The organism is Tianweitania sediminis, assembly GCF_017813335.1.
Classification (GTDB): domain Bacteria; phylum Pseudomonadota; class Alphaproteobacteria; order Rhizobiales; family Rhizobiaceae; genus Tianweitania; species Tianweitania sediminis.
On record NZ_JAGIYY010000001.1, the window covers coordinates 1,305,582 to 1,328,355 of the forward strand.

A 22,774-nucleotide genomic window follows, 5' to 3' on the forward strand; every position below is an offset into this window, starting at 1 on the left:
CGGATGGTCGCGCGATGTGTCAGCCAGCGGCGTGCGGCCGCCTCTACGCGCGAAATCGGACGCAATTTCGACGTCCGGCTTTGCAGTGTTGATCCTCGGTTACCGTGCCCGGCTGCGCCAAACCAGAAGTCGCGCTTCAAGCAAACCGATGGCGATGGCGGTGAAATAGCCAAGAAGGCCAAGCAGGATCACGCCGGCGTAAAGGTCCGGTGCGCGGAAAGACCGGGCAGCAAGGAGGATCCAGTTGCCGAGCCCGTCGCGGCCGGCAATCATCTCGCACACCACGGAAAGGATCAGCGCCACGGTCAGGCCGAGGCGCATGCCAGCAAGGATATCAGGACTGGCGGAAGGTAGCGCAATCTTGGCGATCACGGTTGCGCGCGACAGCCTCAATGCGCGGCCGACTTCATAAAGCCGCGGCTCCACGGCTGCAAAGCCATGGATGGTGGCGAGCAGCACCGGCCACAGCGCGCCGAAGGCAATCACGGCAAGGACCATCCCGTCAGAAAGGCCGAGCACGGCGATTGCCACGGGAATGGTGGCCGAAGCGGGAAGGGGACGCAGAAACTCCAGCATCGGCGCGAGGTAAGCGCGGAGCTTCGGCGACGTGCCGATGGCCGCGCCAAGCGCAACGCCGATCAGCGACGCAATCAGCCAGCCCCAGAACATGCGTTCAACCGTTGCTAGGAACTTGACGCCGAGGTCGCCCGTGGTGAAGCCGCGCACCAGCGACGTCCAGGCGCGGTCTGGTCCCGGCAGGAAAACGGGGCTCACGAGCTTGTAGTCGGCCACCAGCTTCCAGGCCAACACGAACAAGGCTGTAACCAAGAAGCTTGCAAGCAGCGACAGAAGGCGAGACCATTTCATGCGCCGGCGGCCTCCACTTGTGCCGCCCTACCGAACAAGCGCTTTTCCGCAAAGGCGAGCGTGGCGTTCAGGCTCCAGCCGACTACCCCGATCCACACGAGATAAGCCAGCATCAGATCAGGCTGCAGCCCTTGCTGAGCCACGAGAATGCCGTAGCCAAGTCCGAGCGGATTGGCTGCAATTTCGACCGTGACCGCCACCACCAAGGCAATGGCGGCGGCGAGCCTGACCGCTACCATGATGCGCGGCAGGGCGGCCGGCAGCACGATCTTGGCGATACGCTGGGTCGTGGACAGGCGTAGCGCACGCGCGACTTCGATCAAGCGGGGCTCGATCCCTGCCATGGCGGCGCGGGTCAGGATCATCACCGGCCACAAGCAGGAGAAGGCGACGATCGCAATTTCCATGCTGTAGCCGAAGCCAAACACCAGCATGGCAATCGGCAGCACCGCAACCGAAGGGATGGGGCGGATCGCTTCAACGGTGACTTCCATCAGCCGGTTGACGATAGGGATTAGGCCGAAGATCATCCCCAGAAGAAGACCGAGCAGGCCGCCGAGGAGGAGGCCTGCTCCGGCGCTTGCCAGGGTGTCGCGGGTTGCAACCAGCATAGAGCCGTCAAACAGCGCCCGCAGGAGCGCCGCGAGGATGTCGCTTGGCGCAGCAAGCGACATGGAGGTGGTGTTCGACAGGCGCATGGCGATCTCGGCGGCCACGATCAGCGCCGCCGGTACGACAAGCCCCTTCCACCAGCTGCGTTTCATGCCTCGGCCTTTTCGATGAAGTCGAAGAGCGTCCGGCGCAGTCGCAGGAACTCGGGCATTTCGCGTGTTTCGAGCTGGTCGCGCGGGCGCGGCAGGTCGACCTTCAGGTCAATGCCGATGCGGCCCGGGTTGGGCAGGAGGCCGATCACGCGATCTCCGAGATACACCGCTTCTTCAAGGTCATGTGTGACGAAGAAAACGGTCGCCCCGGTTTCGGCCACGATGGACAGCATCTCGTCCTGCAGCCCCTGGCGCGTCATGGCGTCCAGTGCGCCAAAGGGCTCGTCCATCAGGAGCACGGCCGGATCCTGTGCCAGGCAGCGCGCGATCTGGATGCGCTGCTGCATGCCGCCCGACATTTCCGTCGGGTACTTGTCCTCATGGCTGGCAAGCCCGACCTTCGCAAGAAGTGTCCGGATGCGCTCGGGCCGCTCGCTGCGCGGCGTGCCGGCAGCTTCAAGGGCAAGTGACACGTTGGCGGCAGCCGTGCGCCACGGCAGCAAGGCCTTGCCGTAGTCCTGAAAGACGATGGCCACGTCGCGGCGCGGCTCGGTGAGCGGCTCGCCCAGCACCCGAACAGTGCCGTCCAGGGGGCGAACCAAACCGCCGGCCATCCGCAAAGCGGTGGTCTTGCCGCAGCCGGATGGACCGATAATGCAGACAATTTCGCCCCGACCGACGTCCAGCGAAAGATCCGAGATGATCGGGCGACCGCCATAAGCAAGGCTGACGCGGTCGAACACGATCGCAGCATCGTTGCTGGTGTTCATTCTGTTGTTCCATCCAGGCTGTAAACGATGCGTAGGGTTTGCCGCAGATGGCTGGCGAGCTCCGCTTCCGCCTTTTGCGCGTCACGAGACAAAACAAGATCCGCAAGCAGCTTGTGGCTCGTGACAAAGGTTCCGTGTTCGCTGAACCGGCTCATCATGGTGCGGCGGTACCGGTAGGCCTGGAAATAAAGATCGTCATGCAAGCGTAGCAGCCGCTCCGATCCGCAGGCTTCCAGCAGGGAGCGGTGGAAGGCTTTGTGCAGGTGATCAAAGCCCGGGAGGCCTTCGCGCATGGTTTCCGGTTCGCGTTCAACCGAGCGGGTCAGCCGATGCAGGGCGGATAAGACTCGCGTTTCCCATTCGTCATCGCCGTGACGCATCGAGCGGCGTAGCGCTTCGCTTTCCACCACGATGCGGACCTCGGTGATATCCACCAGATCGGCCTGCGAAAGCGTTGCGACGCGGAAGCCCTTTTGACCCGTGGCCGAGATCAGGCCGCGCGAAACCAGGCGTGACAGCCCTTCGCGCAGCGGGGTGGCGCCGATCTTGTACCGCTCTGAAAGCGCCTGGATGCCGAGCCGATCGCCTGGCTGCCAAATGCCGGCCAGGATGTCGTGTTCCACCAATGCTGCAGCTCGCTCGCTCAGCGTGTCGGAAGCCGCAAGGTGCGCGGCTTCCCCAAAGAGCTCGACCGAAGCACTGCGTCCACTCATTTCTGGATCAGCGTCGCGGTGTCCGGCTCGCCCTGAAGCATCGATTGCTCGTTCATGGTGGCCACCCACCAGTCGAGCTGTTCCTGCTCGATCTTCGGATCCGACACTGACAGCTTCATCTTGGACAACACGTCCAGCGGGATCTTGGTGAAGTTGGCAATCGCCTGGCGACCCTTTTCCGGATTGTCGTTGACGATCTTGGCCGCTTCCTCGATCGAGGTGCGGAAGGCCTGCACCGCCTCCGGATTGGCATCTGCCCATTCGCGCGTGGATGCATAGAAGATCGCCGGGCGTCGCTCGGGCAGCTTCTCAAGGAAGTAGCCGGCCACTTCGCCGGTGCCGCTGGCAATGATCCGCGACATCATCGGCTCGGCCGTCACCACCGCATCAACCGCGCCGGACTTTAAGGTGTCGTTCATGGTGGGAAAGGTCACCTCGACGAAGTTGACCTGCTTGGGATCAACGCCGCTGTCGATCAGCCACTTCGAAAACAATACCTGCAGAAAGGCACCAATGCCCGGCGCACCGACCTTCTTGCCCACGAAGTCTTCCGGCGATTTGATGTTGGCCGAAGGAGCGGCGACCACGCCGGCCGTGTCGAAGGTGGCCTTTGCCGTGGAACTCGCGCCGGCAACCGCAACCAGATCCAGCCCGCCATCCACTGCCTGAAGAAACACGGAAGGCGTCGGGCCGCCGATCTGGATCGAGTCCGACAGGAGCGCCGCCGGAATATTTGAGTTCAGCCCGATCAGCGTCATTGTGACGTCGAGCCCGTTCTTCTTGAAGATGCCTTCTTCCAGCGCAACCGCCGCCGAAGCGCAGTCGGTTGTTGCCGTGCAGCCGACATTCACAGCCGTTTGCGCCCAGCCCGCGCTCGACAAAGCGGTAAGCATCAGTGCCGCGCCCAGCGCGGTTTTCCAGATCGTCGTCATCGAAACTCCTCCCAGTTGCCTCTTCCCAAAGGACGAGGTTTCAAATATCGATAAAATCACGGAATGTATATGATCGCAAGCGGGAGGGAGTTCGATGAAGCTCGCAACATTCGTGACAACTAAGGGCGAGAACCATGTCGGCGCCGTGATCGACGGGGACACGCGGGTGCTGGACCTTACCGGCGCAGCGTCGGGTGATCCGCGCTTTGCGTCCATGCTGGCGCTGATTGATGCGGGCGATGCTGCGCTTGAAGATGCACGCCGCCTCCTTGACGCCCATGGATCCGACTCGTCGCTCGTTCACGCACTCGGCGACGTCGTGTTGCTTTCGCCGCTGCCTGAGCCGCGCCAGATGCGCGACGGCATGAGCTACGAAACACATATCCGCAAGTCCGGCCGCGGCATGCGCCACCTGATGAGTGGCGGCGACATGAGTAAGGTGGATGAGCAAGACCTCCCGCCGCTGGGCGAGGTTTATAGTCAGATCCCGATCTACTACATCACCAACCGCATGACAGTGGCCGGGCCAGACGCCACCGTCCACTGGCCGCGCTATTCCATGGTCATGGATTACGAACTCGAATATGGCATCGTGGTGGGCAAGACGGGCGCCAACATCACCGAAGAAAACGCCCGCGACCACATCTTCGGCTACACAATCTTCAACGACTTTTCCGCCCGCGACCAGCAGGGGCTCGAAATGCCGGGCTGGCTTGGACCGGCAAAGGGCAAAAGCTTCGATGGCGGCAACGTGCTTGGTCCATGGATCGTCACCAAGGACGAAATCGAGGATCCCTACACGCTGAAGGCAGCTGTGCGGGTGAACGGCGAAACGCGCTGCGAAACCACCACGGCCGGCATGCTTTTCTCGTTCGAGAAGATCCTTGCCCACATGTCGCAGGACGAAACGGTTTTTGCCGGCGAGTTCATCGGCTCGGGCACGATGCCCAATGGTTGCGGACTGGAAACCGGACGGTTCCTCGAAGACGGCGACGTGGTGGAACTCGACGTCGAAAAGATCGGCGTCCTTCGCAACACCGTGGTGCGCCAGAAAGCCTGACGCGCCGAGATCATTCAGCCGGGGAGGAGAAACCATGGCCCGCCGCATCATCGACCTGTCGATCCCGATCGCCAACGACATTCCCGCCGATCCGCCGATCCAGGTTCCGCATATCGAGTACGTCGATCACCAGCAGAGCTTGCCGCAGCTGCTGCCGTTCTTTCCAGGCTTGAAGGCAGAGGACCTGCCAGACGGCGCGGGATGGGCCGTGGAAAAGGTGACCCTTTCCACCCACAACGGCACCCATCTGGATGCTCCCTGGCACTACCACCCCACCATGAACCACGGCGAGCCTGCCTGGCGCATCGACGATGTGCCGCTCGACTGGTGCTTTCAGCCTGGCGTTAAGCTTGACTTCCGTCATTTCCCGGATGGCTATGTTGCCACCGCTGAAGACGTGGAAACCGAACTCAAGCGGATCGGCCATAAACTGAAGCCGCTGGAGATCGTTGTGGTGAACACCTCCGCCGGCGCCAAGTTCGGCCAGCCGGACTATGTCGCAAGCGGGTGCGGCATGGGATATGAGGCCACCATGTACCTGCTCGATCGCGGCGTGCGCGTCACCGGTACGGACGGCTGGAGCTGGGATGCGCCTTTCGTGCATACGGCCAAGAAGTACACCGAAACGAATGATGCCTCGCTGATCTGGGAAGGTCACAAGGCTGGACGTCACATCGGATATAGCCACATCGAGAAGTTGCACCGGCTGGAGGAACTGCCTGCCACCGGCTTCACCATCAGCTGCTTTCCGGTGAAGATCGAAAAAGCCTCGGCGGGCTGGTGTCGCGCCGTCGCGATTCTCGAAGACTGAGGCACTTTCCCGCCTTCTTGGTGCGCCAATGTAGGGTACCGCACCGTGCTTGGGACCAAGGTCTGAGCCTGCACAGGACCTAGGTCCTCATAACATCGGAGCTCTTTGCCTCTATAATCAATGGAGGGTCGCCGCACCCGTCCCTTCCGGCGATCCAGCGATCAGAACCCGTTTTGGCCCGGCCAAGACGGGTTCTTTTGTTTCGAGACTGAGCACCTCTGTTTATGCCCGATCCGACCAACGACGACACACGAAAGCTGCATCGCCAGCGCGTTCTCAAGGGTGCTACCATCCTGAACGGCGTATCCAAGTCGGAGATCACTTGCACCATTCGGAACATGCATGAACAAGGAGCGGAGCTTCGCGTCCCGCTTGAAGCAACCGTCCCGAAAAGCTTCCTGCTTTATGTCCCCGTCGACGGGATCGGATATCTTTGCGAACTGCGCTGGCGCCACGGCACTCGCGTGGGCGTTCACTTCACCGGAACTGCTCCGAAACCGCATTGGCATTATGGCTGAGGCGGGCCTTCCGGCTGATCTTCTTCTCCGGTTGCAGACTGCCCCATGACAGCATCCGGTGCTGGCCTCGATCCCGAACCTCCCTATGATACTGCCTAAACAAGCCCTAGCTGCGAGCACCTTCCTGAAACGGCCTTTTGCAAGCTTCTACCCACGGTCGCTGAGCGCACAATTCTTGCTCGCCGGCGGACTCGTTTCGCTCGCAGCCATGCTTTGTGTCGGCACCGTGGTGACCAAGGTCATCGAGGACAATGTCAGCCGTCACGCCGGAGCGGCTACTGCGCTTTACGTGGACAGCGTCATCGCGCCCCTGCTGCCGGATATGCAGCGCAACGAGATGCTGGACGTCGGGATCACCCGGGCGCTCGACGAAACGCTGGAACAAGGTGCGCTGGGTGACCGTCTGCTTTCCTTTCGGCTTTGGCGCGGTGACGGAACGATCCTTTACGCAAACGACAGCACCCTCGTAGGCCGCCAATTTCCTGTCAGCGCGAGCCTGAAACAGGCGTTTGCCGGCGAGTTGGTAACCGAACTGGAGCGCGTGGATGATGTGGAGAGTGCAGCCGAGCGCGACACCAATCTGCCGCTCCTCGAGATCTACAACCCGATCCTGCAGCCCTGGTCGGGTGAAGTGGTTGCCGTGCTCGAGTTCTATGAGGTGGCGACCGAACTTCAGCGCGATCTTCGCGCAGCGCTTGTTCGCTCCTGGCTGGTCGTGGCCGGCGTTGTGGCAGGCTTCTTTCTCGCCTTGTCGGCCATTGTGATTCGAGGAAGCAGGCTGATCGACCAGCAACGCACTGCTCTGCAGGACCACGTTGGGGAACTTTCGGAAGCGCTCCGCCACAACCGCGAGCTGCGCGATCGCGTGCAGAAGGCTTCGCAACGCGCGGTTGCCTACAACGAACGCTATCTGCGCCGCATCGGTGCGGATTTGCATGATGGTCCGGCACAGCTTCTGGCCTTCGCATCCTTGCGGCTGGACAGCGACATGCTGGTTGGCGAAAGCGCGCCCGATGCGCGTGATCGTGAGGTGACACGCATTCGCGCAAGCCTTGATGAGGCGATGACGGAATTGCGCACCATCTGCCGTGGCCTTGTCTTGCCGCATGTGGAAAGCGCGGATGTGCCGGAAATCTTGCGCAGCGTGGTGGAGGCTTACGAGCATCGCAGCGGCAAGGCCGTAAAACTTACGGTTTCGCAACCAGTCCCCGAACTATCCCCGTCCGAGAAGATTTGCGTCTACCGCTTCGTTCAGGAAGCGCTTAACAACGGGTTCAGGCATGCAGATGGCCGCGAACAGCGGGTTACCCAGACCTGGAGCGGAGACGTGTTCAGCGTGGCAGTCGCCGATGCAGGGGCGGGGTTCGACACAGAACGCGTGCCACCAAATGGAATAGGGTTGTTGGGACTTCGGGAGCGGGTGGAAAGTTTGGGCGGCCAGTTCGAGATCGATACGTCTCCCCAGGGGACGACCGTTCGGATGAGTTTCGAGCGTGCCCTCCTTGCAGAAGGAGCTGTGCAGTGATCCGCGTGGCCATCATCGATGACCACCCGCTCTTTCGCGAAGGGGTCAGTCGTAGCCTCGCCGAGCTGGAGGGCTTCGAAGTTGTTGCGGAAGGCGCTTCGGCCGAGGATGCTCTTCGCATTGCGGCTGAGCATTCGCCCGACATCGTGCTCCTTGACCTTTCCATGCCCGGTAGCGGGTTGAAGGCCATCACGCCCATCCTGATGAACGATCCTGATCAGAAGATCGTCGTGCTCACGGTTTCCGAAGCCAGCGAGGACGTTGCTGAAGCCCTGAAATCGGGCGCGAAAGGCTTTGCCCTGAAGGGCGTAGGCTCACGAGCCTTGGCCGAGATCCTGCGTACTGTCGCTGGCGGGGAAACCTATGTGGCACCCAAGCTTTCAGCCGCATTGTTGTCGCGCCTGACGACACCTGCGTCACCTCCAGAGCCCGATCTGCTTGCCTCGCTCACTGCTCGCGAGCGCCAGATCCTCGATCTGGTGGCACGTGGTCTCAGCAACAAGCACGTGGCAATCGAACTCGACCTTCACGAGAAAACCGTCAAGCATCACATGACCCGGATCCTGGCAAAGCTCGGGGTTGGCAATCGCACTGAAGCGGCCCTGGCGTTTCGCGATGCGCTTGATCGCCAGAACAGCGGATCACCACGCACGTAGGTTCAGCGGGCGTAGGATCGCATCCGCGCATTGTCGGAAGGCGTGGCAGCACGATCGACAATCGTACGGCCTTGCCTGTCGCGCATCGTGAAGCGACCATTGGCAAGTCGTTCAACCAGGCCATGGCGATGCGTGACCTGAACCGATCGGTCGTTCACCTGAACATCAACGACCCCACGCGTCCTTGAAGGTCCGGTTTGTCCGACGGCCTCGCTGCTCGAGCGTCCGAAGGGAGAGCCGCCTACTGCCGGTGCCGCAGAGCGCCCGCCACTGTTGCCAGCCCCGCCGGCGTTGCCATTGCCACCACCGGCGCCGCTGTTTCCGCCGCCGTTCCCAGCATCGTTTCCGTTGCCGTTTCCGCCCCCGCTGCCGTTGCCGCCCCCGCTGCCGTTGCCGCCACCATTGCCGCCGCCGCCACCGTTGCCGCCGCCGCCACCACCGTTGCCGCCCCCGTTTCCATTCCCGCCGCCGTTGCCTTGCGCAAACCCGTCTTTCACCAATGCAAGACTGCCCGCCTCAAGCGAGGTTTGCAGCGCCCAGGCGGCGAGAAAAGCAAGAATGACAAGTCGTTTGCGGTGGTGGGCCATGCTTACACCCGAGGATGCGTTTCTGTGTCCGAGCCATCGTGGCGGCGAAGCTTTTCTGTCTCCCCTATGACAAGGCATTGCCCCTGAACAGCTGAAATCCAACGCAACGCATGTTGGAGCGGTTCCTGACACGGGATGGACGACTCACCATTGCCGCAGCGCGTCAGACCAAAGTCCGAACATCAAGCAGACCAACGACTTAGCGTCGTTGCGACCGAAGCCCCGGACAGGAACGAAGCTCACGAGGCGCCGTTGGTTGCCAAGCTTCCACACAGCCAAAAGGCAGCGGGGAGTACGACGACCAACCCAAGGAGACCATAATGAAGAACCAGCTGTCCAGCGCGCTTGCAGTCCTTCTTCTGATCGGAGGAACGGCAGCCGCAACGGCACAAACCGTCGTGATTGCTCCGGAACAGGAAACGGTGATCCGCGAATACGTCCGCAAGGAACCGCTCGCTTCGATCAAGCTGCCTGGCGTGGAGCTGAACGTCGGTTCGACCGTCCCTGAGACCGTCGAACTTCATGAAATCAACTCGCCCGACATCAGCTACCGCTACGTGGTTGTCGATGATCGGACCGTACTGGTCGATCCCGGCACGCGCCAGATCGTACGGGTGCTCGACTAAGCTTTTTTCCACATCGACGCAGCGGTCCCACAGAAGGAGCGCGCGTTTCCCGGAGCCAAAGGCTCCAAGAGAGAAAACACCCAAGGAGAGTTCAACATGAAACTCATCAAGCAAAGCTCGCTCGCGTTGATGCTGCTCGCAGGCACCACGCTTTCAGCCTACGCACAGTCCAGCAGCACCGTCGGAACCGGCGGCACCTCGGCTGGTGGAGGGACCTCGTCCTCGACCGTCGGCACCGGTGGCTCGTCAGCCGGCAGCTGTGACGCTTCTTCCGGAAACTGCGGCTCCGGCTCGGCTTCGACGCTGGGCACCGGCGGTACGTCGGCTGGCGGCGGCACGTCCTCGTCGTCGGTTGGCACCGGTGGTTCGGCTGCCGGTTCCGGCGACAGTGGTTCGGGTTCGGCTTCGACGCTGGGCACCGGCGGTACGTCGGCTGGCGGCGGCACGTCCTCGTCCTCGGTTGGCACGGGTGGTTCGGCTGCCGGTTCCGGCGACAGCGGCTCGGGTTCGGCTTCCACGCTGGGCACCGGCGGTACGTCGGCTGGCGGCGGCACGTCCTCGTCGTCGGTTGGCACCGGCGGTACGTCGGCTGGCGGCGGCACGTCCTCGTCATCGGTCGGCACCGCCGGCTCTTCGGCCGCTGCCCAGGACGACGCTTCCAACAAGAAGTGCCCTCCCGGACAGGCGAAAAAGAACGGCGGCAAGTGCGACTAAAACAACCGGCACCGGCCTTCCTGGCCGGTGCCACTTTTCGGAGAAGCCTCATGCGTATTCGGCGCCACTCACGCCTTCTCGGCGCGATGCTTGTTTTCACGGCCTTTGCAGCGGAGCCTGCCGTCGCAGAAACGGTGAAATCCGGCACCTGCGTCGAACAGGAACAGTCGCAGCCACAGGGCTCCGGAAGCCGCCTGTCCGCCCGATCATCAGCCGGATCGGTGTCAACCCATGTTGAAGCGGGGAATGGCAGAGTTTCCGCGGGAACAAGCCTCGGTGCGACGCAGGATCATGAGCAACAGGTGGGCGGTGCGGGTACGCAAAACCAGCAGTCGCGTCGGAGCGTCACCGTGACGTCTTCGAGCGGAAGCAGCGCCAGCAGCGCCGTGAGCTCCTCCAGCGGAAACGCAGGAACGGCAGCGGTTTCGGGAAGCGGCGACTGCGTGATCATTTCGGACTAGGAGCACAACATGTACACGAAATTGTTCGGTATCCTGCTTTTGGGGGCAACCCTCACGAGCACCGCCTTGGCCGAGGACCTGCCGAGTTCGGCGACGGTTGGCAGCGGCGGTTCGGCTGCGGCTGGAGGGACATCCGCTTCGACCGTTGGCACTGGTGGCATTTCGGAAGGTGTGGATGGGAGCCAAAGCTCATCCATCGCTTCTGGCGGCAGTGCGGCAACGGCGGATGGCAAAGCGCGAAGCGACACGAAAACCGTCGAGAACCCCAATCAGTTGAAGTCGCAGTCCAAGGCCATGGCGCAGGACAAGGGGACTTTCTCACGGTCGCAAACAAAAACACGCGTTCGCGACGATGCACTGACCAGCACAACCCGATCCATGTCGCATGTGCCGGGTGAAAAGCCCGTGAAAAGCACCACCACGACCGAGGTGCAGCCTCAATAAGGCTGAGCCTTCTGCCAATCGGTAGCCCTTCAACGCTGGCGGGCGATCATCCGTCCAGCCCGGGCCCGGCCGCATCCCTGATCCCATCGGTGGCCGGGCCCCCAACCAAGAGGCGGGCAAGACATTGAAAGCAGTTCTGCTGATCCTGAGCGGATTTCTCGTCACCAGCGGTGCTTTTGCAGGCGGGGTTGTCTACGCGGTTTCCCTTCTCACGGTGAAAACGGGACCCGTCACGACGCTGAACATGGACTGGGAGAGTGCCTGGACCACGGAACCGGTGCGCATTGTTGCCGCCGAGACTTCTGGGAGGGAGGAACCGGAGCCCCCCACGTCCAAGAGCAGGATCAAAGTCGAGGCCCGCTTGGTAGAAGCGATTGATGAACAAGTGGCGCTCGACAACTTGGTCACGGCCTCATTCGAAGACAGCGCTCCGTCGGACGCTCCGGCAGTTCTGCCAGTCACCCAAGCGCATCTGGACTGGTGTGCCGATCGCTACCGCTCCTATGACGCGGCAACCGACAGTTACACAAGCTACAGTGGGAAAACGCGGCCTTGCCGCTCGCCTTATGGGACCGAGAATGGAACGGCTCCGCGATAACCCACGACTTGTTTAGGCTCACTTTAGCGACCCAGTCAGCCAAAGGTCTCACAAACCTCGGCAAAACCTCCATCGGCCGCAGCAGGAATTAACCGATCCATGTTAGCTTGGGTTCAATACCCACGTGGATTCCAGGCATGCCATCGGCTGACCCATTCTCCATCAGGCGCTTTGTCTTTACCACGGCTTTGCCGATCGTCGTGTCGGCACTGCTCGCCGCGCTTCTCGTAAGCGGCGTTCTTTATTGGTCGAGCTTGCGCGCTGACGACATCGCTGCGTCCCGGCAAGAAAGCCTGATGCGCCTGGTGATCTCGCAGCTTCGAGATCAGATCGCCCATGACCAGGAAAGCGCAACCGTCTGGGATGACGCCGTCCAGAACGTTCGAGAAGGCGACCTGAAATGGATCGATGCGAATCTCGGCTCCTGGATGCACTCCTACTTCGGTCATGACGGGGCGATTGTTCTCGATGCCGCCGACCGGCCGATCTATGCTTTTATCAACGATCAGGTCGCGCCGGCGGGGCCGACCTTTGATGCGCTTTCGGCACAGATGAAGCCGCTTGTCGGACGCATGAGAAGCGTCATGGATTCGTGGGATGGCACCGGGCCAAGCGATCGAAGCTTGAGCCCGAGCGTGGCAGATCTCGCAGTGGTGAAGGGCCGGCCCACGGTGATCAGCGTGAAGCCGATCGTTTCCGATACAGGCGAAATCGAGCAAGCACCCGGCACGGAGCATCTGCACATCGCGCTTCGTTACCTTGACACGACGTTCCTCGCGGATCTGCGGGAAAGCTACCTGTTCGAAGAACTTCGCTTTGCTTGGGCGCTGGACACGAAGGCTGGGGAGGTTGCCGTTCCGCTCCGATCAGTTGCCGGCAAGACCCTCGGCTATCTGATCTGGACGCCGTATCGACCGGGCTCTGCCGTGATGTCGTTCATGGCGCCGGTCCTGGCGGTTCTTTTCCTTGTCACGGCTGCAGTGCTCGCCTTCCTGATCAACCGCCTTTACAGGCGCTCCGTGAGCTTGAAGCGGCGCGAAGCGGAAGTGGAGCATCTTGCGTTGCGGGATACTCTCACAGGCCTCGGCAATCGTCTCACCTTCAACGCAGGTCTCGACGACCTTCTGAAAAAGCGCGCAGGCCGCGACAACAGCAAGGTGGCCGTTCTTTACCTCGATCTCGATCGCTTCAAAAACGTCAACGACACACTCGGGCATCCCACGGGTGATCAACTGATCTGCCAGTTCGCCGAACGGCTGGTGCGGGTGACCCGAAGCCGAGACGTGATCGGCCGCATCGGCGGGGATGAATTCACCGTTGCGCTCGCCGATGTGGACGATCAACTCGTTGCTGACGTCTGCCAACGCATCATCGAAGCCGTAGAACAGCCTTTCGACATCGACGGAAATCACATCAGCGTCGGCGTGAGCATCGGTGTGTCGCTTGCCCCGACCCATGGTTCCACCAGAACAGACCTCCTGAGAAAAGCCGACATCGCCCTTTACCATGCGAAGAGCGCCGGGCGCGGGCGATATGCTGTTTTCGGGCAGGACATGGATGCCATCGTTCAGGAACGGCGCTCGATCGAACAGGACTTTCGCCGCGCGCTTGACAGCGAGGACCAGATCACGGTGCTGTTCCAGCCACTGTTTTCTGCCGCAAGCGGGCAGATCACCGGGGTGGAAGCGCTTGCGCGCTGGGATCATCCCACCAAGGGGCGCATCACACCCAGCGTCTTCATTCCGGTGGCAGAAGATACCGGATTGATCGAGCGGCTGGGTGAAAAGGTGCTGACCATCGCCTGCCGGGCGGCACGAGGCTGGGGTTCGCTCAAGGTGGCCGTCAATGTTTCGGTGGTTGAGCTTCGAAACCCGAACTACTGCATGAAGGTTGCCAACATCATCATGGCCACCGGCATCAACCCCCGCCAGCTCGAGCTTGAGGTGACCGAAAGCACCCTGGCGGACAAGAACGGAACCTGTGAAGCCAATATCGCGGCGCTTCGCGACTTCGGCATCCGCATCGCGCTGGATGACTTCGGTACGGGTTTCTCATCGCTCAGCCGGTTGAAGCAGCTTACGGTGGACAGCATCAAGGTCGATCGGTCTTTTGTTCGCGGCATCGGAAGCTCATCGGGCAGCGATGCTTCCATCGTGCAGGCCATCATCGACCTCGCAAAGGCCACCGGGCTGAAAACCACTGCAGAAGGCGTCGAAACTGCGGAACAGGAAAAGCATCTGCAACTCGCCGGTTGTGACGACCTGCAGGGCTTCCTGATGTCGGAGCCGGTTTCGGAAGCTGCCATCACCGAACTGTTGAGCGGCAAGCACGAGAGATCGACCGCGCAACCCGTTCGCTAGCCACTCTTCATGGCCTGCCAGAGCGATCATCAGCGTCGGGTCACCCGATCTTTGTCGCAAGAAGGCCATGTTGACTTGGCTCGTCGCTCTTCAGTTCTCCGGAATGTTTCCTTCAAGATGACCTGAAGCCGCGGCAGGTTGACCTCGTAAGGCAGGTCGCGGATGCTTTGCGTCAGGATGTTCAGTGCTCTGCGCGCTTCCACCGGGGTTCTGATTGATCACGGCATCTGTAGGTTCGAGCGCATCTGTGGCTGGCTCACAAGCTCGCCAACGGCTACTTGGACGCGGTGGGACTTTTCCAATCGCTGAAGCGCCAATTGGAAGGCCAGGCAGTGCTTTTCATCCGGTGGAAATGTCGTCGATCGCTATGTTTGACGGCTCTTACTCCCAGAAGCACTAAGCGTCGGCAAAATCGCCATGCGCTTCGGTCCGCATCGGCGGTTCGACAGCGACCGGGCGGGAAGGCCGCTTTAAGTGTGGACTTCTAAACTGATGGCCGACCGAGCATTGAGACTTCCGCTCGGGTGATCCTCTAGGACGCTTGTCGTCCGATCCGTGTCCCGGCTACCGACAAGACGGCGATGATCACCACGCCCTGGAGGATGTCCTGCGCGCCGGGCGGCAGGCCCGCGATCTGCATCGTGGTAACGATCATCACGAGAAGCATGCCCCCGAGCAGCGTGCCGAAGGCGGTGGCGCTGCCACCCGCGATCAGCGTCCCTCCCAACACCACGGCGCCGACCGACTGCAGGAGATAGGGCGTGCCCATCTCCAGAAAGGCTCCGCCGGCATAGCCTGACAAAAGCATTCCCGTGAGCGAAGAAAGGGCCGCACTGATCACGAATGTGGACGCGATCGTGCTTTTGACCCGCACCCCGGCGAGGCGCGCCGCTTCCAGGCTTTGGCCGACCGCGAACAGCTGGCGGCCGTAGGCGCTGCGGGCAAGCATGAAGCCGATGACCACCGCAACAAGGATCGCGACGATCACCATCACCGGCAACTCGCCGACCCGACCCGTGGCTACCCAGGCAAGAAGGGGAGGTCGACTGAACGTGTTGATCTGTGCATTCACGATCATCACGCCGGTGGCAAGAATATAGCCGCTGGCCAAGGTGGCGATCATGGCTGGAATGCGTAGCCCCAGCACCAGAAGGGCGTTGAACAAGCCGATGGCTATTCCGCCGGAAAGCACGATCGCGAGGCTCAGGAGAAAGCCCGCATCTGTGCCGTTCGCGGTCATGACGCTGAGATAAGCGGCGAGCGTCACGGTGCTGGGGATAGAAAGGTCGATGTTGCCGCGGCCGGTGGTGATCACCAGCATCTGCCCCAAGGCCGGCAGGAGGAGGAAGGATGCTGAAACCGCAACGCCGGTCAGCGAATAGATGCTGAAGCGGGCGGTGAGGACTGTGAGAGCTCCCCAAAGGATCAGGATGCCGAGAAGCGGCCAGATCCAGCGGCGGCGGCGAAGAAAGGCAAGGGTGCTTTCAGCCATGTTTGCGCCTCCGTAGCGCAAGAGCCTGCAGTCCGAGGATCACGATCAACAAGCCGCCTTGAACGGCCGCGTTGAAGTCGGTGCTCACGCCAAGCGAGGCAAGCAGAGCGCCGATCAGCGACAGCGTTACCGCACCTGCCACGACACCGAGTGGCGCGATGATGCCGCCAAGCAGCTGGCAGCCTCCGATTACCACGGCTGCGATCGACAGCAGTGTAAAGGAAGCGCCGGCATTGATGTCGCTCGCATTGTTCGTGGCGGTGACATAAAGGCCGGCGGTGGTGGCAAACAGCGCAGCCAGCACATAGCGCAGCATGGCGTAACGGACGGACGACCAGCCGGCCCGCTCCAGTGCCCGCGTGCCGGATCCAAAAGCGCGCAGGATTGTGCCGGTTGGCGAGCGATCAAACGCAACGGCGACCAGACCGGCAAGGACAATCAGGACGAGAGGCGTCGGCAGGCCCGGGATGGTCCAGGTGAAAAGCGATGCCAGCCAAGGCGGCGCCGAGCCTCCTGGCGAGGACTGGATGGTTTGGCCGAGGCCCACCCAGATAAAGGACGCGCCCAAGGTGACAACAATGGCAGGTATCGCGCGCGCCTGGATGATGAAGCCGATCAGCGCGTATCCAAGCAAACCGCCCAAAAGAGCCCCGATCCCGAGAAGCGGCGTGGACACGAGCAAGGTCGCACTCACCACGTTGATGAAGCCCGTAAAGCCACCGACGCCAAGATCGATCTCGCTGCCTCCCACCACGAACATCTGGGCCAGTGCGATCAGAACAAGGGTGACGGCGGGAGCCAGAAGCAGTTCGAGCCCGAAGCTGGAAGCAACCAGCGGGTTCATGGAAGCCATGATGGCGAAAACGGCAAACAGGCTGACGAAAGGAATGGCACGCAGTGCCACGGCGATCGCCTTGGCGCGACGTTCCGACGGCGCTTCCACCGGCTGTCTGGGCTGCAAAAAGGAAGCCGCAACCACGGCTTCTTCCGATATCTCGCTGCCGGCTAATTCCGCTACAACTTCATTCCCTGCGAACACGAGGACGCGATCGCATTGCAGGAATTCGAGATCTTCGGTGGAGTGCCAGATCACCAAGCGGCCAGCATCGGCGATCTCGCGTACCAGCCGATAAAAGTCGCCCTTCGCGGCAATGTCGACGCCGCGGGTCGGATCATCGAGGAGGATGATGTCCGCATCGTCGTCCAGCGCCCGCGCCACGAGCGCCTTTTGTTGATTGCCCCCCGAAAGGTCCAGAATGTTGGAGTCGAGCCGGCTCTCGTCCAAGGCCAAACGGCCGGCCCTCTCGCGTGCAACCGGCCGTTCCTGTCCGTCCTTGACGAGAGCAAGGGGAGAGCGACGCGCAAGACGGCCAATGGAGATGTTGTCCAAGACACTCCACAAGGGGAAAACACCTTCGCGCCCGCGATCGCCCGACACATAGCGGGTACGTCCGTCGCGCGTGATGCCTCGTGGCGCCTTGTCTGCAAACAGGGCCGCCAGAAGATCGCGCTGACCGCTGCCTTCCAAACCTGCAATGCCGATGATTTCGCCGGCTTTCAGCGCAAGGGGCTGGGCTCCAAAGCGGTCGCCTTCCAGCCTCACGCGGACGTGCCCAGTATTTGCTACCTCCTTGGTTGTGCGTTCCTTGGCTGTGCCCGCGCCGCCCATGGCGTCAACAAGGTCGGAAATGCTTGTTTGGTCCGCTGCCTTCACCCAAGCGAGTTGTCCATTGCGCATGGCGACAACGCGGTCGGAAATGTCGATCACTTCCGCCAGCTTGTGGCTGATGAAGATCACGCCGATGCCGCGGGCCGTAAGATCGCGGACGAAGCTGCGCAACTGCTTGCTACGTTCGGCACCGAGCGAGGACGTCGGTTCGTCGAGGATCAGGAGCTTGAGATCCGGATCGCTGGCGGCGCGCGCAATCTCAATCATCTGGCGCTCGGCAATCGACAGGTCGTCCACCAGCCGGCTCGTCGAAACGCGAGCGCCAGGAAAGATCCGCGTCAGCGTTTGATCCGCCAGCCGATGGTAATCACGCAGCCAGCCTGGACTGAAGCGCGCAAACTGCGGCTGCTCGACATAAAAATTTTCAGCCACGCTGAGGTTGGGCGAAAGCGACAGCTCCTGCCACGCGATGCGGATGCCGCGATTGCGCGCTTCGGCCGGCGAAAAGGCGGAGAGGTCGAGTGGCTCGCCGGCCCACGTCATCGTGCCTTCGCTCGGCTCCGTGACGCCGCACAGGATGCGCATCAGTGTGGACTTGCCGGCGCCGTTGGCACCAACGAGCCCGAGCACTTCGCCCGTACAAACCTCGAGATTGATGTTCTGGTTGGCGCGCGTGCTGCCATAGCTCTTGCCGATCGCGGCAAGGCGGAAAAGGACCTGCTTGTCGGCAGGGTGTGCAACAGCCGCCATGGGCGCGGGCTCGAGCATCGCGTTCAGCATCGGCGGCGGTTGTCCCTAGTCAGATGAACGGCCGCCGGCCTTACCAGACCAGCGGCCGTGCATGCTTGCTGTTTTACTGCGTCTTGTTGATCAGGTTCTCCTTCACCCAAGCTTCGTCGAAGCTCGGGCTGATGATCATGCCTGGTTTCAGGTCCTTTGCCATTTCAGCAAGGTTGCTTTCGTCGACGGTTGCCACCGGCATCGTCATCTCCTTCGGAGGATTGGCGCCCTTGACGATGTCATGCGCAAGCCAGAAGGCAGCACCGCCGATGCCTGGCGTGGTGTTCATGGACGTCGTCTTGTAGCCCTTGTCGGCCTGCTTGGCCCACCAGATCACGAAGTCGGACGAACCGCCGCCCTCGATCACGGGCAGCTTCTCGGCATAAGGGCCGCCAGCCTGCTCAAAGGCTTGCGCGATCCCGTAATCATCGCTGCCGCCCTGTCCAAGCACGGCATCGACCTGTGGCAGGCTCGGCAAAACGTTGGCGATGGCGGATTGCGCAACCGAAGCGGTCGCCTGACCGTAAACTTCGGCCACAACCTTCACGTCCGGATGCGCATCAAGCACTTCCTTTTGCGCCGAATACATCAGGTTGTCGGGGCCGGAACCCTTCACACCGCGCACAACAATGACGTTGCCCTTGTTGCCGATCAGATCCAGCGTTTTCTCGGCCTGCTCGGTCTTGTAGCCGGTGAAGTCAAAGGAAAGCTTCCACGCGCAATCCGCCGTCAACAGGCTGTCGAAGGCGATGACCTTGATTCCGGCAGCGCAGGCTTTCTCAGCGAGGCTGTTCAGGGCCGTTTCGGACGCCGCGTTGATTGCGATGGCGTCGACGCCGCGCAAGATCAGTTCGGCCATCTGGCTGTTCTGCTGGGCTACCGAGCCATCGCCGTTCAGCACCACGAAATCGGCGATCTTGCCTTCGGCCTTGGCCTTTTCGGCTTCTTCGGTGAACGCGTCCACCATCTGCCGGCGCCAGGTATTGCCGTAGAAGGAATTCGAGAGCGCGATCACCGGCTTTTCCGGATCAAGCGCCAAAGCGGATCCCGCCGAGCCAGCGAAAGCGGCGGCGAGAACGGTGGAACACAACAACAGTCTGCGAAGCATCGTTGACCTCCCTGTCAAACAACTACGGCTGAAACCGAAGGCTCCTCCCGGAGGCCTCTGGCATACTGATTATACCATCTCCTCGAGATGCTCAAGCAGGCGCTTGCGTCTCCTAGATGTCGCGTGCCAGCACGAAGTAATCGTCCTGGCCGACCTGCCCACCCTTGAAGGCCATCTCCAAGGGCGGCGCCTCTGCGGCAGTGCGATGGGCGCGACACAGGGGCGAACCGGGCGAGTTGGGCAAAGGCATCAAACATTCCAATGCGTAGATGCCGAGCTCGGCGATGGCATGGCTCGATGTGTCGCCACCCGCAACAATCGCACGCCGCAACCCGTGCCGGGCGACGAGTTGCGCCAGTGCCTGTCCAAGCGCCCGGCCGATGCGGTGCCCCTGACCTCCCGTTGTTGCAAGCGTCGTGGTCTGCTCCCCGAGAGCCGTAAACAGGATCGGGCTGCGCCCCGCCGACAAGGCGCGGCTTGCTTCTGCAACGGCGCGGCTGATTTCGGCTGCCGGATCTGCCTCGATAAGCCCCGCAGCCGAAACGGAAACAGCCTCGAAGCCGCGTTCCGTCGCGTAGCGGATCTGGCGTTCAGTTGTTGGCGACATCGACCCTGAGACAACAGCGATCGGGCCAGGGGAGCCTGGCGCCTCGAAAGCGCGGCTTTTCCCCGTAAGCGGCGTGCCCGAACCGGCTGCTGCAAGGGCGTATTCCACGCCGGACGAGCCAACCACAAAGGGCGAAGCCACGCGGCGACGCCAAAGATGGCGTCCGACGATGCGTTGCGTTTCCTCGTCCAGCACATCGAGAAGCACCACAGGTGCCGCGAACCGGGCGTCGATGTCCTCGTCTGCGGGATTCCGTTTCAAGGAAATCAGGTCCAGGAGGCCGATTTCCTTGTCGGTTTGTCGGCCGAGATGAAGCCGTAGGTCCGCTTCATCCATCGGTGTCACGGGATGCCGGCTCATCACCGGGTGCCGGTCGATACGAAAGACCGTTTCCCGGAAACCCGCAAAAAGGTTACCGAACGCCGTGTAGCGGCGCAACTCGGGAGCGCCCACGACAACTGGTGTTGAGGCTTGGCCAAACACGCGCGCACCGATGTCGAGCGCGCGCCCGATCGAACCGACATGGGGTGCGGAATCGAAGGTCGAGCAGACCTTGTAGTGGCAGAGCTGCGCCCCGGTGGCGCGCAGCGCCGCGAAGGCAGCAGGCAGGTGCGCGTCCATCCATTCTGGCGTTTCGCTACGGCTGGTGCCCGCGATCCCGATCGCTTTCCTTTCGGCGAAGCGCGCCCGTTGCTCCGCATCTGGAATGCCGGTGAAAAGTACAGCCGAAACGCCGCGCAGTTCCAGCGCCTCCATCACATCGGTGGAGCCGGTAAGATCGTCGCCATACCAGGCGAGCAGCGGTGTCATGCGTCACCTGCAAGGTGACAGAACGCAATGCCGTAAGCGCCGAGCCGCAGCTCATTTCCTTTTATCGGTCGCGCTGGCAGTGTGTCGCTGTGTTGTGCCACCTCAGCGTTGTTTTCGTCGAGGACCTGCACATTGTTTGCGGGCGGCAGGGACAAGGACACCTGCTCGTCCGTCAAGTTCGCCAGAACCAGCATGTTTCCGGCGGCGAGCCCAATCACCGACGTTGGATCAGAGGACGCCACAGGTCGCCGCGGCTTGCCCGACAGCGACGCAAGAGCGCGAGCGGCATGGAAGGCGGGTCGATGCGCGTGGTCGCTGTTCAACACGCCAAATGGGCCGGTGAGTGCGCCGAGCGTGAGCGCCTCAAGATCTGCATCCGCAACCGCGGCGGCATATCCGACCATCCAGGCGGCTGCAAAAAGGCTGCGCTGGCGCGGATCTCCCGCAACCATGGTGCGCCGGGTGCGCCCATCGCTCAGGGCGAGCCCAGAACCGTAGGGATTGTGCCGCATGCCGATGCTTGACGGTCCGATCCGGTAAGGCTTGTCGCCATAGACCTCGCGCACAGACGCGGTGATGAAGGGCAATGCTTCCAGTGTTTGCATGACGCTGAGGTCGTCTGCGGCATGCACGAGTGGCGCGGTGGTATGCGTCACGAAATCCAATTGATCGGCTGGAACACGCTTGCGGTTGAGTTCGGTGAAATAGGTCAGCATGCCGCCACCCAGCCGCAGCTCCGGAAAGGCGCTGCGCGCCGCACTGTAGACCTCCGAAAGGGGCGGGCACGGTGGCCATGCGCTGCCCGGTGGGGTGGACTTGAGGTCCGGTGCCGGCACAACCACAAGGGCATCCAGGACGAGCCCAGCCTTGGCGACCTGCCGGGCAAGCAGATCCAGTTCGGCGGCAGGCTCGGCTTTGCACGGCAGCGTGAGTTCCAGGGTCACCGGAACAGGATGGGCCTCTTGCAAGCGGCGGAAGCGTTCCAGTGCTTGCTCGTCGTGGCCTTGAAGCGGATCGAAGGAAAAGATGAGGTGGCGCGGCGCGATGCTTCGAAGCGGCTCCAAAGCGGCTAAGGTGGCGTCCGCTTCTTCAGGCGTGATGTTCAGCCCGAACAAGGGTGCGGATTTCCCCGAACTCGGGTCGACCTTGATGACGCTCGCTTCGGAAGAAGCGGACGCGGACGGCTTGTTGGAAGGGATTCCGGCGAACGACACGGTGATGGTCTGCACCACGGCTTCATTGGCCGGCAGCACGTATGGCCAGGGAAGCGCAAGCGGACGGACATAGGTCTTGAATGACGCGTCAGACCAGTTGCGCTGGTCTTCCATTTCGAACGTGTCGCCTTCCATTCGCACGGTTGCTTCAACACTGGGCATCACCTCATGGGTGATTGCGCGCATGGTCAGAAAAGGCTGCGCCGGATCGATGCTTCGCGGAAAAGGAGCCTTTTGTGTTCGACCGTCGACATGTTCGATCGTTGCGGGTGCACCGGCCACGCCCACGATGGGGTGGAGGATGTTGAAGCCGGCGCGGTTGGTGGAAAAGTCTTGGTCCGGCACGGCAGTAACGGCGAAAACGAGCTTGCCCGCGGCTTCGGCTGCAATCCGCGCTTTGAAGTGCAGGGTGGCTCCACCCCTACTCGTGCAAGTGCCGGAATAGGCCACCGAAAAGCCGTCCGCTCGCTCCTCGATGGTCGGACTTTCAAGCTTGCAGGCGTAGGTGCCCCAATTTTCGTCGCGCACGAGGTAGCTGATCCCTCGGACGGCTTCGACGCCGTGCCAGCGGATGGCGCGCAGGTTCCCTTCTTCTAAGATCACAGAAAGAGGGCCGGTCTGGAGACTGCGGCGCTCCGGCTGGGGCTCATCGGTGCCGGTTAGGAGAAGGGCGCGTTCGGGGCTCATC

22 protein-coding genes are annotated in these 22,774 nt (G+C 61.9%); 11 read left to right on the forward strand and 11 right to left on the reverse strand.

Annotated elements, in window-relative coordinates; all coding sequences use genetic code 11:
- Window positions 1-99 precede the first annotated feature (99 nt).
- The 5 genes from J5Y06_RS06345 to J5Y06_RS06365 are packed head-to-tail and all read right to left on the reverse strand — an operon-like array spanning window position 100 to window position 4,046.
- Window positions 100-867 (reverse strand): ABC transporter permease, encoded by a 768-nt coding sequence (locus J5Y06_RS06345; RefSeq protein ID WP_209334175.1) that lies wholly within the window; start codon window positions 865-867, stop codon window positions 100-102.
- Window positions 864-1,631, reverse strand: a complete 768-nt coding sequence (locus tag J5Y06_RS06350) for an ABC transporter permease (RefSeq protein ID WP_209334176.1) — start codon at window positions 1,629-1,631, stop codon at window positions 864-866. Before J5Y06_RS06350 ends, J5Y06_RS06345 begins: the two co-directional genes overlap by 4 nt.
- Window positions 1,628-2,401 (reverse strand): ABC transporter ATP-binding protein, encoded by a 774-nt coding sequence (locus tag J5Y06_RS06355; protein WP_209334177.1) that lies wholly within the window; start codon window positions 2,399-2,401, stop codon window positions 1,628-1,630. Before J5Y06_RS06355 ends, J5Y06_RS06350 begins: the two co-directional genes overlap by 4 nt.
- Window positions 2,398-3,114 (reverse strand): GntR family transcriptional regulator, encoded by a 717-nt coding sequence (locus J5Y06_RS06360; RefSeq protein ID WP_209334178.1) that lies wholly within the window; start codon window positions 3,112-3,114, stop codon window positions 2,398-2,400. The genes J5Y06_RS06355 and J5Y06_RS06360 overlap by 4 nt, the downstream gene beginning before the upstream one ends.
- Window positions 3,111-4,046, reverse strand: a complete 936-nt coding sequence (locus tag J5Y06_RS06365) for an ABC transporter substrate-binding protein (protein ID WP_209334179.1) — start codon at window positions 4,044-4,046, stop codon at window positions 3,111-3,113. Before J5Y06_RS06365 ends, J5Y06_RS06360 begins: the two co-directional genes overlap by 4 nt.
- 94 nt (window positions 4,047-4,140) lie before the next feature.
- On the opposite strand from J5Y06_RS06365, the gene J5Y06_RS06370 reads away from it, so the two are divergent.
- The 5 genes from J5Y06_RS06370 (at window position 4,141) to J5Y06_RS06390 (ending at window position 8,616) form a co-directional block, all read left to right on the forward strand.
- The gene (locus tag J5Y06_RS06370) at window positions 4,141-5,106 is read left to right on the forward strand and encodes a fumarylacetoacetate hydrolase family protein (protein ID WP_209334180.1); all 966 of its coding nucleotides are present in this window, start codon (window positions 4,141-4,143) and stop codon (window positions 5,104-5,106) included.
- 34 nt (window positions 5,107-5,140) lie between these two features.
- Entirely contained in the window at window positions 5,141-5,917 is a 777-nt protein-coding gene (locus J5Y06_RS06375) for a cyclase family protein (RefSeq protein WP_209334181.1), read from the forward strand.
- 224 nt (window positions 5,918-6,141) lie between these two features.
- On the forward strand, window positions 6,142-6,435 hold the full coding sequence (locus J5Y06_RS06380; protein ID WP_209334182.1) for a PilZ domain-containing protein: 294 nt from the start codon (window positions 6,142-6,144) through the stop codon (window positions 6,433-6,435).
- Between the two features lie 175 nt (window positions 6,436-6,610).
- Window positions 6,611-7,960 (forward strand): sensor histidine kinase, encoded by a 1,350-nt coding sequence (locus J5Y06_RS06385; protein ID WP_245247580.1) that lies wholly within the window; start codon window positions 6,611-6,613, stop codon window positions 7,958-7,960.
- Complete coding sequence (locus J5Y06_RS06390; protein WP_209334184.1) at window positions 7,957-8,616, forward strand: response regulator; 660 nt, start codon at window positions 7,957-7,959, stop codon at window positions 8,614-8,616. The genes J5Y06_RS06385 and J5Y06_RS06390 overlap by 4 nt, the downstream gene beginning before the upstream one ends.
- Before the next feature lie 2 nt (window positions 8,617-8,618).
- On the opposite strand, the gene J5Y06_RS06395 is transcribed toward J5Y06_RS06390, so the two are convergent.
- On the reverse strand, window positions 8,619-9,203 hold the full coding sequence (locus J5Y06_RS06395) for a hypothetical protein (protein ID WP_245247581.1): 585 nt from the start codon (window positions 9,201-9,203) through the stop codon (window positions 8,619-8,621).
- Between the two features lie 320 nt (window positions 9,204-9,523).
- Here J5Y06_RS06395 and J5Y06_RS06400 point away from each other — a divergent pair, with 320 nt between their 5' ends.
- The 6 genes from J5Y06_RS06400 to J5Y06_RS06425 all read left to right on the forward strand — a co-directional run bounded on the left by J5Y06_RS06400 (window position 9,524) and on the right by J5Y06_RS06425 (window position 14,406).
- Entirely contained in the window at window positions 9,524-9,829 is a 306-nt protein-coding gene (locus tag J5Y06_RS06400) for a DUF1236 domain-containing protein (protein WP_209334185.1), read from the forward strand.
- 96 nt (window positions 9,830-9,925) lie between these two features.
- Complete coding sequence (locus J5Y06_RS06405; protein ID WP_209334186.1) at window positions 9,926-10,543, forward strand: hypothetical protein; 618 nt, start codon at window positions 9,926-9,928, stop codon at window positions 10,541-10,543.
- 50 nt (window positions 10,544-10,593) lie between these two features.
- A complete protein-coding gene (locus J5Y06_RS06410; RefSeq protein ID WP_209334187.1) occupies window positions 10,594-11,004 on the forward strand; it encodes a hypothetical protein in 411 nt (136 codons plus the stop codon).
- A gap of 9 nt (window positions 11,005-11,013) precedes the next feature.
- On the forward strand, window positions 11,014-11,448 hold the full coding sequence (locus J5Y06_RS06415; protein WP_209334188.1) for a hypothetical protein: 435 nt from the start codon (window positions 11,014-11,016) through the stop codon (window positions 11,446-11,448).
- A gap of 124 nt (window positions 11,449-11,572) precedes the next feature.
- Entirely contained in the window at window positions 11,573-12,046 is a 474-nt protein-coding gene (locus J5Y06_RS06420; RefSeq protein ID WP_245247582.1) for a BA14K family protein, read from the forward strand.
- A 137-nt stretch (window positions 12,047-12,183) separates the two neighbouring features.
- Complete coding sequence (locus tag J5Y06_RS06425) at window positions 12,184-14,406, forward strand: bifunctional diguanylate cyclase/phosphodiesterase (protein WP_209334189.1); 2,223 nt, start codon at window positions 12,184-12,186, stop codon at window positions 14,404-14,406.
- Between the two features lie 532 nt (window positions 14,407-14,938).
- Here the strand turns inward: J5Y06_RS06425 and J5Y06_RS06430 are convergent.
- From J5Y06_RS06430 to apnL, 5 genes are all read right to left on the reverse strand, one after another.
- Complete coding sequence (locus tag J5Y06_RS06430) at window positions 14,939-15,898, reverse strand: ABC transporter permease (RefSeq protein WP_209334190.1); 960 nt, start codon at window positions 15,896-15,898, stop codon at window positions 14,939-14,941.
- Complete coding sequence (locus J5Y06_RS06435) at window positions 15,891-18,347, reverse strand: ATP-binding cassette domain-containing protein (protein ID WP_209334191.1); 2,457 nt, start codon at window positions 18,345-18,347, stop codon at window positions 15,891-15,893. The genes J5Y06_RS06430 and J5Y06_RS06435 overlap by 8 nt, the downstream gene beginning before the upstream one ends.
- 73 nt (window positions 18,348-18,420) lie before the next feature.
- Complete coding sequence (locus J5Y06_RS06440; RefSeq protein WP_209334192.1) at window positions 18,421-19,455, reverse strand: ABC transporter substrate-binding protein; 1,035 nt, start codon at window positions 19,453-19,455, stop codon at window positions 18,421-18,423.
- Between the two features lie 112 nt (window positions 19,456-19,567).
- Entirely contained in the window at window positions 19,568-20,872 is a 1,305-nt protein-coding gene (locus J5Y06_RS06445) for a four-carbon acid sugar kinase family protein (protein ID WP_209334193.1), read from the reverse strand.
- Window positions 20,869-22,773 (reverse strand): D-apionate lactonase, encoded by a 1,905-nt coding sequence (gene apnL, locus J5Y06_RS06450; RefSeq protein WP_209334194.1) that lies wholly within the window; start codon window positions 22,771-22,773, stop codon window positions 20,869-20,871. Before apnL ends, J5Y06_RS06445 begins: the two co-directional genes overlap by 4 nt.
- Window position 22,774 lies beyond the last annotated feature (1 nt).

Bases quoted from the DNA above. Each gene is read 5' to 3' on its own strand.
- J5Y06_RS06345 (WP_209334175.1), bottom strand. From the start codon at position 867: ATGAAATGGTCTCGCCTTCTGTCGCTGCTTGCAAGCTTCTTGGTTACA.
- J5Y06_RS06350 (WP_209334176.1), bottom strand. From the start codon at position 1,631: ATGAAACGCAGCTGGTGGAAGGGGCTTGTCGTACCGGCGGCGCTGATC.
- J5Y06_RS06355 (WP_209334177.1), bottom strand. From the start codon at position 2,401: ATGAACACCAGCAACGATGCTGCGATCGTGTTCGACCGCGTCAGCCTT.
- J5Y06_RS06360 (WP_209334178.1), bottom strand. From the start codon at position 3,114: ATGAGTGGACGCAGTGCTTCGGTCGAGCTCTTTGGGGAAGCCGCGCAC.
- J5Y06_RS06365 (WP_209334179.1), bottom strand. From the start codon at position 4,046: ATGACGACGATCTGGAAAACCGCGCTGGGCGCGGCACTGATGCTTACC.
- J5Y06_RS06370 (WP_209334180.1), top strand. From the start codon at position 4,141: ATGAAGCTCGCAACATTCGTGACAACTAAGGGCGAGAACCATGTCGGC.
- J5Y06_RS06375 (WP_209334181.1), top strand. From the start codon at position 5,141: ATGGCCCGCCGCATCATCGACCTGTCGATCCCGATCGCCAACGACATT.
- J5Y06_RS06380 (WP_209334182.1), top strand. From the start codon at position 6,142: ATGCCCGATCCGACCAACGACGACACACGAAAGCTGCATCGCCAGCGC.
- J5Y06_RS06395 (WP_245247581.1), bottom strand. From the start codon at position 9,203: ATGGCCCACCACCGCAAACGACTTGTCATTCTTGCTTTTCTCGCCGCC.
- J5Y06_RS06400 (WP_209334185.1), top strand. From the start codon at position 9,524: ATGAAGAACCAGCTGTCCAGCGCGCTTGCAGTCCTTCTTCTGATCGGA.
- J5Y06_RS06405 (WP_209334186.1), top strand. From the start codon at position 9,926: ATGAAACTCATCAAGCAAAGCTCGCTCGCGTTGATGCTGCTCGCAGGC.
- J5Y06_RS06410 (WP_209334187.1), top strand. From the start codon at position 10,594: ATGCGTATTCGGCGCCACTCACGCCTTCTCGGCGCGATGCTTGTTTTC.
- J5Y06_RS06415 (WP_209334188.1), top strand. From the start codon at position 11,014: ATGTACACGAAATTGTTCGGTATCCTGCTTTTGGGGGCAACCCTCACG.
- J5Y06_RS06425 (WP_209334189.1), top strand. From the start codon at position 12,184: ATGCCATCGGCTGACCCATTCTCCATCAGGCGCTTTGTCTTTACCACG.
- J5Y06_RS06430 (WP_209334190.1), bottom strand. From the start codon at position 15,898: ATGGCTGAAAGCACCCTTGCCTTTCTTCGCCGCCGCCGCTGGATCTGG.
- J5Y06_RS06435 (WP_209334191.1), bottom strand. From the start codon at position 18,347: ATGCTGAACGCGATGCTCGAGCCCGCGCCCATGGCGGCTGTTGCACAC.
- J5Y06_RS06440 (WP_209334192.1), bottom strand. From the start codon at position 19,455: ATGCTTCGCAGACTGTTGTTGTGTTCCACCGTTCTCGCCGCCGCTTTC.
- J5Y06_RS06445 (WP_209334193.1), bottom strand. From the start codon at position 20,872: ATGACACCGCTGCTCGCCTGGTATGGCGACGATCTTACCGGCTCCACC.
- apnL (WP_209334194.1), bottom strand. From the start codon at position 22,773: ATGAGCCCCGAACGCGCCCTTCTCCTAACCGGCACCGATGAGCCCCAG.